The sequence below is a fragment of the Streptomyces sp. NPDC046308 genome, assembly GCF_055588065.1.
This window is the reverse complement of sequence record NZ_JBVJFB010000010.1, coordinates 100,912-113,040: the sequence shown is the minus strand read 5'-3', so window position 1 is coordinate 113,040 and position 12,129 is coordinate 100,912. Positions and strand designations below refer to the sequence as shown.

General features: G+C 69.4%; 10 protein-coding genes and 1 tRNA gene. 6 read left to right on the top strand and 5 right to left on the bottom strand.

The window, feature by feature from the left end; all coding sequences use genetic code 11:
- Nucleotides 1-1,609: 1,609 nt before the first annotated feature.
- Both ACZ6JT_RS32035 and ACZ6JT_RS32030 read right to left on the bottom strand, forming a co-directional pair.
- Complete coding sequence (locus ACZ6JT_RS32035; RefSeq protein WP_469215212.1) at nt 1,610-1,831, bottom strand: hypothetical protein; 222 nt, start codon at nt 1,829-1,831, stop codon at nt 1,610-1,612.
- 86 nt (nt 1,832-1,917) lie between these two features.
- Nucleotides 1,918-2,358, bottom strand: coding sequence for a hypothetical protein (locus ACZ6JT_RS32030; RefSeq protein WP_469215210.1), 441 nt, complete (start codon nt 2,356-2,358; stop codon nt 1,918-1,920).
- Between the two features lie 1,018 nt (nt 2,359-3,376).
- Between ACZ6JT_RS32030 and ACZ6JT_RS32025 the strand changes: the two genes are divergently transcribed.
- The 6 genes from ACZ6JT_RS32025 (at nt 3,377) to ACZ6JT_RS32000 (ending at nt 8,239) form a co-directional block, all read left to right on the top strand.
- Entirely contained in the window at nt 3,377-3,742 is a 366-nt protein-coding gene (locus tag ACZ6JT_RS32025) for a hypothetical protein (RefSeq protein WP_469215208.1), read from the top strand.
- 4 nt (nt 3,743-3,746) lie between these two features.
- Entirely contained in the window at nt 3,747-4,103 is a 357-nt protein-coding gene (locus ACZ6JT_RS32020) for a DUF6233 domain-containing protein (protein WP_469215206.1), read from the top strand.
- Between the two features lie 395 nt (nt 4,104-4,498).
- Nucleotides 4,499-4,747 carry a DUF6087 family protein gene (locus tag ACZ6JT_RS32015; protein ID WP_469215204.1) on the top strand — a complete coding sequence of 83 codons (249 nt, stop codon included), beginning with the start codon at nt 4,499-4,501 and terminating at the stop codon, nt 4,745-4,747.
- Nucleotides 4,748-4,932: 185 nt separating this feature from the next.
- A complete protein-coding gene (locus ACZ6JT_RS32010) occupies nt 4,933-6,156 on the top strand; it encodes a hypothetical protein (protein ID WP_469215202.1) in 1,224 nt (407 codons plus the stop codon).
- A gap of 440 nt (nt 6,157-6,596) precedes the next feature.
- A tRNA-Asn gene (locus tag ACZ6JT_RS32005) sits at nt 6,597-6,671 on the top strand.
- A 68-nt stretch (nt 6,672-6,739) separates the two neighbouring features.
- Nucleotides 6,740-8,239 (top strand): hypothetical protein, encoded by a 1,500-nt coding sequence (locus ACZ6JT_RS32000; protein WP_469215200.1) that lies wholly within the window; start codon nt 6,740-6,742, stop codon nt 8,237-8,239.
- A 1,139-nt stretch (nt 8,240-9,378) separates the two neighbouring features.
- Here the strand turns inward: ACZ6JT_RS32000 and ACZ6JT_RS31995 are convergent.
- Genes ACZ6JT_RS31995 through ACZ6JT_RS31985 form a run of 3 tightly spaced genes read right to left on the bottom strand, consistent with a single transcriptional unit; the run spans nt 9,379 to nt 12,068 of the window.
- Nucleotides 9,379-10,644 carry a multidrug effflux MFS transporter gene (locus tag ACZ6JT_RS31995; protein WP_469215198.1) on the bottom strand — a complete coding sequence of 422 codons (1,266 nt, stop codon included), beginning with the start codon at nt 10,642-10,644 and terminating at the stop codon, nt 9,379-9,381.
- Nucleotides 10,645-10,647: 3 nt separating this feature from the next.
- Nucleotides 10,648-11,292: an NAD(P)-dependent oxidoreductase gene (locus ACZ6JT_RS31990; RefSeq protein WP_469215196.1), complete on the bottom strand. Its 645-nt coding sequence runs from the start codon at nt 11,290-11,292 to the stop codon at nt 10,648-10,650.
- A gap of 23 nt (nt 11,293-11,315) precedes the next feature.
- Nucleotides 11,316-12,068, bottom strand: coding sequence for an MBL fold metallo-hydrolase (locus ACZ6JT_RS31985; protein ID WP_469215195.1), 753 nt, complete (start codon nt 12,066-12,068; stop codon nt 11,316-11,318).
- Between the last annotated feature and the right edge of the window lie 61 nt (nt 12,069-12,129).

The window sequence follows — 12,129 nt, the reverse complement described above, 5'->3', positions numbered from 1 at the left end:
ACCTCCCAGTCCAACGACGGGCGAGGTGGCGTGTCACGCCCAGCTTCGCGAGTGAATGGCGGCGCCTGTACGGCCTCGGGACTGGTGGGCTCGCATGTTGAGGTGTCGCGTGGGCCGACCGCTCCCAGGTCCACCGAAGCCGCCAGCTGCCCGGCGGCCCGAGCGCACACACCGAGGATCTCCGCGACATCGCGTACGAGATGTTCCTGCTGCGCCGTGCTCGTCGGGCGCAGAGCCGGGGAGTAGGACCCCGCGGGTAGTAGCTGAACTGCATCGGGCCCCTACAGCCAGCCCCACAAACGACTGAAGCAGCAACTCTTCGCACCCTGTCCACGCCCCCGACCTCCGCCCTGGGATCGCCTGGCTCGTGCGAACGAGGGAGTGGGCCCCGGCTACCTCTCCGCGTGAGCTGTGCGACGTCCGCATGGTGACGGCGGCCCTTGCCGGCGCACGCTGCTGTCGCCGGCGGTCGAGCTCGGCGACCGGCTGCGGGCCCGGCGCCATGCGGAAGTCGGTGAGTGCGTGGGAAGGGATGCGGCGGGCGTGGCCGAGTGCCGGTGTGGGTGCCTCGATCACCGAGGGCGCGGGGTTGTCGAGGGTCTTGGACGACACCTTGCAGCGCTCCACCGCGTACGCGGGGCCGCCCCCTGCAGTGGCCGCCGTGATGGTGGCCGCCACCAGCACCGCCGAGAGCCGCACGGCGGGGAGTGTCCTGAGCATGGGTGCGCCTCCGAGGGCCGAATGCCCAGGACGGGAAAGGAGCGTGCAGGCGCGGGTGACGCGCATGTAGAGCCGGTGACGGCGCCGATCGCGGTCACCGGCTACCTGAGGTAGGAGTCCTCCGAATGCCCTCGGTCAAGTCCTGCGGCCTGGGTGGGGGAGCGGCCGCGCGGGCTGGTCGTGGTTCATGGACGAGCAGCCTGGGATGCCGACCGAGGCCGCCTTCTCGTACAGCTCCGCCTTCGTCAGCTCCATCAGCTCCCGGCCCTTGGCCGCCGAGCCGGAGCGCGCCCCCTTCCGACCTCGGCTTGTCGGCGGCTCGGCCCGCCGAGGATCCGCTGGTGGCGTTGAAGGCCCCACCTCCTGACCGCGTTGCTGTGACGGGATGAGCCAGACGTCGCAGATTGGGCATGGAGGTTCGTCGGCTTGGGGATGCCGGCCTCGGCTGTCAGGGGACCCAGAACGAATGGGTGATGCCACGGCGGGGCGGACCGCTCTCGACCTTCCGGAGCTGTACTTTACGTGATCGAACAGGCGCCTTTAGTGACCGGATGTGCGCCTAGGTACATTCTGGAGGGCATGTGCGGAAGCTTCAGCAGACTGCGATCGTCGCGCTGGCGGCAGGGGCTCTGGTTGCGCTGGGGGCGGGTTCCGCCCAAGCAGCCCGGGCCGGTGTGGCCGCGCACGCTTCCATGGCCGCCCTGCCGTACGCGGCAATGCCGCCGCTTCCTGCTCTTCCCCCGCTTCCCCGCCTTCCCCGGCTCCCGCACCTCACGCCTCTTGCCCAGGCGCCGTACACCCAGTACACGCAAGCAACTTCCGCGGCGATGAGCGCGGGCGCGGCCACCGCATCGTACGGGCCCTACGCGCCGTACGCCCCGTACGCGCCCTACGCCCTCACTGGTTCGGGGACCCCGAACACCCCGAACACCCCGAACACCCCGAACACGCCCAATACGCCGAACACGCCGAACACGCCGAACACGCCGAACACGCCGAACACGCCGAACACGCCGAACACGCCGAACACGCCGAACACCCCCAATACGCCGAACACGCCGAACACCCCCAATACGCCGAACACGCCGAACACCCCCAATACGCCGAACACCCCGAGCGCGTAGCCGATATACCGCGAACGTACGCAGGAACGCCGCGCAGTGAATCCACTGCGCGGCGCCTTCGTATGTGTTCCGATCAGCCCGGGGTGTTGGGGGTGTTGGGCGTGTTGGGGGTGTTGTTCGTGCCGCCCGGGGTGTTGGGGGTGTTGGGAGTGTTGGGGGTGTTGTTCGTGCCGCCCGGGGTGTTGGGGGTGTTGGGAGTGTTGGGGGTGTTGTTCGTGCCGCCCGGGGTGTTGGGCGTGTTGGGGGTGTTGTTCGTGCCGCCCGGGGTGTTGGGGGTGTTGGGAGTGTTGGGGGTGTTGTTCGTGCCGCCCGGGGTGTTGGGGGTGTTGGGAGTGTTGGGGGTGTTGTTCGTGCCGCCCGGGGTGTTGGGAGTGTTGGGGGTGTTCGGGGTGTTGCTCGCGCCGCCCGGGGTGTTGGGCGTGTTGGGCGTGTTCGGGGTGTTGCTCGCGCCGCCCGGGGTGTTGGGCGTGTTGGGAGTGTTCGGGGTGTTCGGGGTGATCACCTTTTTGCACACGGCCTTTTTGTGCTTGCAGTGCTTCTTGATTGTGGAAGGCGCCTCCACTGTGGACTTAGTTGTCTGGGGGGCTGGAGCAGCAATGGCTGTGGCCGGCAGAGCCACACCACCTGCCAGAGCCACGGAAGCTGCGGCCAGGAGCGCCTTGTGGGAAATCTTCATGGGTCTTCTCCATTTCGGTATGCGGGACTTTCTCGAGTCCGCCTCGCAGGATCTGGGTCTGCGCGGCCCCCTCGTTTTTGGAAGGCCTGCTACCAAGAAACACGATCGGAGGAGTCGGGCACACGTCACATCATTACGTGACTTGACATTCGAAATGCTGCGTGAAAGGCCCCGCGGATCTATCGGGTTTCCCCGTGTATCTATCGATCTGATGCCTGCCGACCGCAGTGCGTCCCAGGGGCGGTCTGGGTACGCAGCGACATCGTGGATGGTCGGTCGGCGGGCCATGCGGCACCTGTGGCTGAGCACGGTCCCTCCGGCCATGTAGGTGCTCGAATCAAGAGCTACGAGTCAGCTGCCGTGAAGGCGCCACTCTTCGGACCCGCCGTAGACATGGGCTTCGAGGCGCTGCGGGGCGTTGAGGCGCTGCGGCCTCGCCGCGGGTGCACGGCGATGAGGGTGTCCTCGCCGCGCACCATGCGTCGGTCACGCCCTGCGCCTCGGTCACCGGCTTGAAGCCGCCGAGATCCAGGGCCTCCGCGGCCTTGCCCTTGATCCTCGTGACGGTCCGGGCTCATCGACGTGTATGGGCGACCAGGACCGGATTCCACCCACCCCTCCGCGCTGGCATGCAGAGGGTGCCCAGGCCGTTGGAGATCGCACCGGACCAGATGGGACGTATGGGACGTATACGCACCTCCACGTACGGGCCCTTCTTCCGGCGTGGCACCGCGCCGGTCTGGCCGCGTGGAGTGTGGGTCCGTACGGGGCGGGGCCTGCGGGGGTGCGGCCGTCCGGGGGATGGAGCGGAGCGGCGCGTTCCCCAACTTAAATCGAACAGGTTTACGATTGAAGGGTGACCTCATCCGACGCGCGCTCCTTCCCCGACGACCTGCTCAAGCTCCAGGAGCAGCTGCACCGCGCCAACGCCGAGCACCGCGCCTTCCTGGCCCGGCTGCCGTGGAGCGTGGAGCCGATGCCGGGGTGGGCGCGCGGGGAGCGCTTCTCCCACCGCGGGGACGTCCCCAACAGCCCCGGCTGGTCGCAGGAGGAGAAGGAGACCGTCGACCGGATGTGGGCCGAGATCCGGCAGCTGGCGATCTCCGTCGTCGACCACCCCCACTGGGCGACCGTGGCACGGGAGGAGGTCGTCTCCGCGCGCATGGAGCTGAAGAAGCAGGCCCGCCCCGCGGAGGAGCCTGCCGGGCCCGAGGCGGCGTAGGCGCGTGTCCGGCCCCGATCCCCTCCTGCCGCTGCCGCCCGCGCTGGAGCAGCTGCTGGTGATACGCCGCTGGCTGGAGCTGACCCTGGCCCGGGTCGACGAGAGGATCGCCGCGGTCCGCGCGGCCGGCGCAGAGAAGGCCCGGCGCCGGCCGACGCCGGAGCCGCCGCAGTGGTGGATCGAGTACGGCATCGGCGTCCGCCGCACCCCGGAGCGGGTGCACACCGGCGACTGCCCGATGAGCAGCCGCGGCCGGCCCGCGACCGCGCAGAACGTCCGGGAGATCCTGCTGACGGCCTCCGGCGTGGTGGCGTGCCCGCTGTGCCGGCCCGACAGCGAACTGGGCCTCCTCGACATCTGACGCGACGCCGTACCCGCACGCCGATGCGCATGGCTGCAACCTTACGGACCAGCGGCACACGCGGTTCCTGCTCGTCGTGCAGCGCGCGCACCACTGGCCGGGGGGCGGAGGGGGCAACGGCGACGGCGTTTGACGATCGCCGTGGCGCCAAGGCCGAGGATCACGGCGACGAAGAGGCCGAGTGCCGGCCCCTGCCAGGAGAGGCCGGATTCCGCAGCCGCGGATTCCGCTTGCCCTGGTACCGCAGCTGCAGGGGCGGAGCTCGGGGTGGGGGGCTGCGGGGTGGGAGGCCCAAGGCAGCCCCGTCCTTACCGTGGGCCACAACGGTGAGACACCATGGCTGGATGCCCCCGGGAACCTGCTGCCCGGGGCCCGCTGGCGATAGGAGAGGCGACGTGGACGCCGACAGGGAACCGCTCGCCGCGTGGGCTGAGCGCCGCGACCGCCGACGAGAGTCCGACAGGCAGATCACCGGCCGCCGCCGAGCCGTACCCCTGGACCCGGCGGCCCGCGGTCGAGCCGCACACCTCGCCCCTGACGCCCCCCGCGTCCTCTTCGAGCTCGACGACGAGTCCGGCGAGTGGCTGCCCGTCGGAGTCGCCGACAACGCCGCCGGGGCCGCCGCTTTCATTCACGGGTGGTGACGCCACAGCCCCACACGAACCATCCGGCCCCCTGCGTACCGCTGCAGGGGGTTTCTCATGCCGTTCGGGGACGTTTGAGCCTGCCCCGCTGCCCCGCTGCCCCCTGTTTCCGCAGTTCAGCCCCGATTGTCAGACCCTCCCCGTAGCGTTGTGAGTCCTACTCGTGGCGGCTGCGGGGAGTACCAATGGACGACGACCTTCAGATCGACAGCGACGAAGACCTCTTCCGTAACCCCGTCTACTACGAACCGGCCGGCCGCAACCTCGACCTTGACCGTCCCGACCTCGGCGTCCCGCAAGGCCAAGACCTCCTGAACGTGCTTCTACGGATGCGAGGACGAGTCCCCGTCGCAAAGCGCGGGCTCATCTGCCCTGACTGCCGGGACCTCCGGGGCCGGCGCGTCCCCATGTACCTCGTCCAGCGTGACGGCGTACTGCTTGCCTCCCACTACCGGAAACCCGGGGAGAAGCCCATCAGCCATGAGTCCGACGAGCATCTCGCCCGCAAGGAACGCGTCGCGAAGGACTCCGAAGATCACGGCTTCCACGCAGACATCGAGTCGTCGGCCGCCGACGGGCACGCGCGCCTCGATGTGCGCATCCGCGGCGCCAACGGCATCGTCCTGGGCTACGAGCCTCAGCTGAGCCCCCAGACAGCCCGCGGAATGCGTGCACGGGAGGGGTTCCGGCGCCGCGACGGTATCCAGTCGGTCTGGGACTTCGCCGACCCCGACCACGCATGCATCGGCACCGTCCCATACGTCCGCACGCCCAACCTGCCGGCCTCCGTCATCCGTGTGCAGAAGAACCCCATCGCGGTCCAGGACGGCAACTTCGTCCTGGAGGAGGGCAAGTGCAACCAAAGTGGCGCGCTCACCCGGTGCCCGGAAATGCCCTACGACCCGGAGAACCCCACCGACGCCGGGTACTGCGGGGGCTGGCACCGTGTCCTCGTGCCAGCCCATCAGTCGAGCACCTACACAGGGGAAGGCGCCCTGACCCTCACCCGGTTCATTGTGGAAGCTGCGGCCGGTGAGCGGATCCCGTTCCAGCGGGGCGGCCACCACGGTTGGCTCCCCGCACAACAGTGGCAGCAGTACCTCGAGGCGAACGGGCCCGCCCTGGACGACAATGAGCGCCAGCCATCCGTACGACACGGGGACCGGCGTGACAGGTGCACCGAGGACCGTCCGGCTTCGGAGGTGCGGGCTGAACCGAAGCAGAGACGGGGTAGCCGGACGATGATCCTTGAGTCCCGCCCTAAGGAAACCGAGGCCGCCAGGGTTCCGGCCCAAGGGTCGGGTCAAGCGATCCCGCTCTGCCGCTTCGGCTGCGGCCAGCCGGCAAGCCTTCCAGGCCCCGAAGGGCTGCCCGAACACTTCTCGTGCCGCAGGAAGAACGAGGCGTGATCTATCGGTCACCGTTGTCCGCCCCTCACCGAACAGCGTGGGGCCCTGCCGGACTGCTCAATGGTGAGTGGGCGGGGTCTCGGGCTGGAGGACCTGCGCGAGGGTGAGTGTGAGCGGCTCAGGCTACGGCTGGAGCACCTGCTGGAGGCGGAACCAGCAGTCCGTACCGGGGCCCGGCCAGGTGAGCCACAACGCTGCTTACGATCCGGCGACCACGACCTTGACCGAGCGGCGCCGGCGAAGGTCGCCGAGCTGAAGGGCTCAGCGAGGCGCAGGCGGGCTTTTGGGTTGGTCGGCGGCCCGCCACCCGCCGACGCGGAGGGCGCGGTTGAAACCTGGCGCGAGGTCGCCGGGAGCTCTGCTCAGGGGCTACGGTTGATTCACAGGAGAAATCGGAATCCTTCCCCTCAACGGGCAAGGGTTACGCCCTCCGGCCGAAAGCGTTCTTAGCTCAGGCAGGCCAGAGCACCGTGCTGTTAACGCGGGTGTCATCGGTTCAAATCCGATAGGACGCCGTCGGCGGGCTTCCTTCCGCGTTCGGCAACGAGGGAAGCCCAGCGACCTTCACAAGAGGTGATCGCGGGTGTTCCTGGTGACACAATTCCCGATCGCCGACCTGCGCCCTCTCCTGGCCCGAGAAACCCGCCGACTCGACGTTCCGTGCTGGCCGCTGGCGCAGTCGGGCGAGTTCGTCAGATCGACAGGGCCGGTACGCCCCAGGAAATTGGGCGGCTTGGTGCCTTGGTTCGGCGAGGGTGTCTTTTGCGACGCCGCAAGCGTGTTCCGGTTTCCACCGAGTTTCTCGGCACTTCCCCTCCTGCCTGGGGACGAGCGCACCTCCGGTTTCGCGTGCGCCTACCGGCGGCTGGTCACCGACGGGTTCGTCAGCACCCGGTTCGAGCTGGCCGTCGCGGGTGGAAGATCAGGAAGACGGGGGCGGGCGGGACTCCGCAGCCAGGATTTCGTTGCACTCCTGATCAACTGGCTCGATCTTCCTGTCACCGTCACGTCCTGCGGTGATGGCGACCGCCGGAACGGCTGTTGCCTCGGACAAGCAGGAGCGCCCCTCGCGGCGCATCTCCTCCGGGCGACGACCAGGTGCCCCAACTCCGCCTCTGCGGTCGACCGCTTCTGGCTCCGGCCCGGTCGGCCGCTGCTGCTGGTCGACTACTCGCCCCAGGAAGCCGAGCTACCGCTCGACGCCATGGTCGTGGACCTGGGGCAGGACATCGGGGTGCGCCTGGCGCACTGTCGGATCAGCTTCCGGGGGACGCTGGTCGGCGTCTGGCTGATCGAGCGGACGAGCCCGAGACCGGACAAGGACGCCCTGCGCCGGCTCCGGATCCATCTGCTCCGTCTCCACACGGAGTACGAGTGCGTGCGGCTCGTACTCCGCTTCCTGACGAGACAGGCGCAGGACGGCAGGAACACTGAGGCCGTGACACGTTTCCTGAATCGAGGACTCGACCTGCTGTCCAGCCCGCGGAAGTACGGGTTCGACCAGGATCCGATCCTGGCTGCCGCTTACGAGGCAGAGCAGCTCGTGACCGCGGACGAATGGCAAACCGCGGTGCACCTTCTGAGCGAGAAACGGGCGCACGAGCTAGCACGGATCGACAATGCCACCTACGGATGGACCCGCTTGGACAGCGACACCGCCGCAGATGGCGGTTCGCAGCCGGTCTACATCGCGGACCGGATCGTGGTGGCAGGGAGAGGCGGGACCGTGAACGAGTTCCACACACGCGCAGGTGGGGACATCCACGGCGTCATCGGCAGCGGAAACATCGTGACGAGCAGTTTCAACCGGATAGACAGTTCGACCTTGCCCGACGAAGCCAAGGCCTTGCTGAAGCAGCTCACGGAAGCCATCGCGCTGACGGCAAGCAGATTGCCGACCGAAGAGGCCGAGCAAGTGAGCAGGGACCTCACCGCCTTCCAAGACGAAGCGCTGTCCGGCACACCGCGCAGGAACGTGCTCCAGGTCTTCGGCGATTCGCTCCAGAAGGCGGCCGACTTCGTCGGCGACGTAGGCGCCCCGATCGCGAACCTCGTCACCGCCGTGATCGGTTTGATCGCGTAGTCCCTTCCCTGGGGTGTCCGCCGCGGCGCTGCGGGTGAGGTCCAGTAGAGATCTCAGGCGCAGCCGCCGTCCGCGGATAATTCCTGCTCCCAGCGAGCCCGCCCTGGCGGCCGAGGGTGGGTTTACACGACGTCGAGGCCCTGGCCGGCGCGGGGATCGCTGCTGGCACCGATGGGCACTGTCCTGTGCTGAAGCGGATCTTTGGCTGCGAGGGCTGCTTGACCTGCGTCCCCTCCCGACCCCCGCACGCCGTGCCCGTACGGGGGTTTCTCATGCCGTCTCCTCTCGTGCAACCCGGTGCAGGCACGTGTGCCCGGATACGGGAGGAGTGCGGGTGTACGGGGGGCGTGGGCGGCCGAGGAGCCGGCGAAGGCGGCAGCGGCGGCCGTGATGATCGGCATTCCGGCGGCGGGTGCGCTGGCGCAGCAGCGGCAGAAGGACCGGGCCGGCTCTGGGCGGTCCGACGCGTCGGCGCCGCGGGGGGCCGGGGATGCAGTGCTGGTGCGCTTATGACGGCTGCCCGCGCATGCAGCGCCCGGCCGGCGCCCGGACCCCACTCGGCCGGGCTCTGCTGTGTCCGCCACGGCCCGGCGGCCTGCCCGAGCAGGACTGACGAAGTCCGAACCGTCCCAAGCTCCTCCTGCTCACACCGGTCAGCCTGACGGTGTCCCGGTGGGCCGGGCGGCGTTGGTGATGGCAGGCCGGTGGCAGCCGTGTCACGGGGGAGCGGCTGTCACCGCTTTGACGACGCTGCCCGCTGTCGAGGACGCGAAGGCGCTCGTCGTCTCCTCTTGCGGTCTCGGCCCTGTCCTCCCGAAGCTACGGCGAAGTGACAAGCAGCGCTCTGGAACTGAGGTGACGTTCGGTCACGCCTTGCGGCCCGATTGTCCCGGGATTTCCTCGTCAAAGGGTGTTGCGAGGTTCTTGAAGAGGCGGGTTTTTTGGCAGAGTTGTTGAGGGTCCTGGGGGCTCGTTTCTGTTGAACGACATCTGATCTTCAGCGCCGACGACACCGTTCTTCAGTAGTGTCAGTCCGAATGCCGGTGGTGTTCTATCCACCGCGCGTCAAACTTCGGCCTGGCGGAGGGTGTGCCAGGTAGGCGTGGTTCGCGACGGTTGGGCCACTGACCCTTCAGCTGCTAGTGGACCTTGCCGCGTCTGCGATCGATGTGCCGGCGCGGTCGCCGGTGCCCGGCAGGTCCTTGGCGAGCCGGCCTGCGAGTGCGCTCACCGGGCGTCGACCGGGTGAGGACGCCGAGTGTGAGCAGAGCGAGCGCCGGCAGCACGGCGACGATGATTCCCATCGGCAAGGCGTCGGTGGCGCCGCCCGCGCCGGCCAGCGGAGCGAGTGCCCCGCCGAACATGAACTGGCTGAAGCCGAGCAGAGCGGCGGCCGACCCCGCGTGTCCGCCGTGGTCGGCCAGGGCCTGGGCCGCGGCGTTCGGCATGACGAGGCCCACGCTGGAGACCAGGACGAACAGGCCGATCAGGAGCGCGGGCAGGGGTGCCCGTGTCAGCACCGCGCCCAGGACCGTGGTGCCACCGGCTGTCGCGCCCAGCAGACCGGCGAGCAGCAGCACGCGGGCGCCGGCCCGGGCCACCAGCCGGCCGCTGATCTGGGCGGCCGCAATGAGTCCGGCGGCGTTGACGGCGAACACGGCGCTGTACTGCTGCGGTGACAGGCCGTGGATTTCCTGCAGGACGAACGGCGAGGCGGAGATGTAGGCGAACATCGCCGCGAAGACCAGGCCGTTGGCCAGGACGTACCCGGTGAAGACCCGGTCGCTGAGCAGCTGCCCGACGACAGCCGGCAGCGGCTGGCGTGACGCGGAGGACCGGGTCTCCGGCAGTCCCGCGGCGGAGGCCGCCAGCATCACGGCGCCGAGTAGGGCCAGGCCCACGAAGATCCCCGGCCAGGCCGTGACGCGCAGTAGCTGGCCGCCGAGGACCGGCGCGAACACCGGCGCCAGGCCGGTGATCAAGGTCAGTGCGGAGAAGAGACGTGCGGTGCGGGTTCCGCAGGTGCGGTCGCGGACCATGGCGTTGGCGATGACGATGCCGAACGCCCCGCCGATGCCCTGGACCAGGCGTAGGCCGACGAAGGTCCGGACGTCGGGCGCCACCGCGCAGAGCGCGCTGGCGATCGTGTAGAGGGCGAGGCCCGCCAGCAACGGACGCCGCCGGCCGTAGGTGTCGCTCAGCGGCCCGGCGATCAGCTGCCCGATGGCCAGCCCGGCCAGGCAGGCGGTGATGGTGAGCTGGGTGGCCGCGGCGCCGGCGCGCAGGTCGCCGGCGAGGTCCGGCAGTGCGGGCAGGTAGCTGTCGATGGACAGTGGTCCCAGGGCCACGAGCGCTGCGAGCAGGACGATGAATCGGGTGTGCCGGCCGGCGGCGTCGGTGCTCATGGCTCAGTACGCCACGGTGATGCGGCGGCGGATCGCGGTGCCGCTCTCGATCGTGTCGGCCAAGGCGATCGCGTAGTCGGCGTACGAGATGCGGCTGTTGCCGTCGTCGTCGGTGAGCAGGGTGTCCCCGGCGCTGCGGTAGGCCCCGGTCCGCTCGCCCGCTCCGATGACTGCGGCGGGCGAGACGTACGTCCAGTCGAGGTCGTGCACGCCGCGGTAGAGGTCGAGCGCTTCGGACTGGGCCTCGGCGTTGGCCTTCCACAGCGCGGGGAAGTCCGGGTCGTCCATGACCCGGGCGCCGGTCGGCGTACGTAGGCTACCGGCACCGCCGATGGTGACCAGGCGGGTGACACCGGCTCGGCGGAGTCCGTCGATCAGCGCACGGGCGGCACCGACGATCGTGGCGCGGTCGTTCTCCTGGCCGATCCGGGGGCCGACGGCCGACAGTACGGCGTCGTGGGAGGCGGCGAGGCCGGCGACCGCGGCGGCGTCGGTGACGTCACCGGTGGTCACGGTCAGGGCCTTGTGCCCCAGTCCGTCGATGTGGCCGGCTCGGGTGACCGCGGTGACGGTGTGGCCGCGACGCAGTAGTTCCTCGGTGGTGGGCCGGCCGATGTTGCCGCTGGCACCGAACAGGACGATCTTCATGTGTTGCTCCTTGTTTCTGATGGTCACAGGACGGGCTGGCCGTCGGCGACGATGGCCGCGGTGATGCCGCGCTCGTCGGCGGCGTGCTGGAAGCGCTGCTCGATGTCGGGTTGTTCGGTGTAGAACGGCGGGTTGTGGAACAGGCCGTAGTGCATGGCGCAGACGGTGTCGGCGCCGAGTGCGACGGCGGCCTCGACGCCCTGCTCGGGGGTCATGGTCGCCGGGACGTTGGCCGCGTAGCCCTCGAAGTGGGCGATGACGCCGTTGACCGGGACGAACGCGACGTCGAACGGGCCGTGGTCGCGGGCGATCTGCCACCAGCTGCCGTGCCACTGGGTGTCGCCGCAGTGGATGACCCGCCGGCCGGCGCCTTCGACGACCCAGGCGACCTGGTCACAGTCGTTGCCGCGCCAGTCCAGCGAGGTCACCGGGGTGACGGTCAGCTCTCCGATGCGCCGTGACTGGCCCAGGTCCTGGGCGACGGGGGTGATGCCCGCCTCGTGCAGCGCCGCCGCGCTGGGGGTGTGGCAGCCGATCGTGCCGGTGGCCGCGATCCGGGCGATCAGGTCGTGGTCGTAGTGGTCGGGGTGCAGGTGGGTGATGAGGGCGTGGGTGCCGGGCGGGGTATCGACCGGGTCGACCGGCCGGTGCGGCGGTCCCATCACCGGCGCCAGCGGAGCGACGTTCTCGAGCGGGTCGATCAGCAGGCGGGTGGCGCCGAGACGGATCTCGACGCCGGCCCAGGCCAGCCGACGCACGGAAAGGGTGGGGGTCATGGGCAGGGACGCTAGACCGATCTTGTTGAGAAAGTCAACAAGGAAGTTTTGAATCTCAACA

Excerpts from the sequence above, each read along its gene's own strand:
- ACZ6JT_RS32010 (WP_469215202.1), top strand. The coding sequence starts at position 4,933 with ATGGACGACGACCTTCAGATCGACAGCGACGAAGACCTCTTCCGTAAC.
- ACZ6JT_RS31995 (WP_469215198.1), bottom strand. The coding sequence starts at position 10,644 with ATGAGCACCGACGCCGCCGGCCGGCACACCCGATTCATCGTCCTGCTC.
- ACZ6JT_RS31985 (WP_469215195.1), bottom strand. The coding sequence starts at position 12,068 with ATGACCCCCACCCTTTCCGTGCGTCGGCTGGCCTGGGCCGGCGTCGAG.
- ACZ6JT_RS31990 (WP_469215196.1), bottom strand. The coding sequence starts at position 11,292 with ATGAAGATCGTCCTGTTCGGTGCCAGCGGCAACATCGGCCGGCCCACC.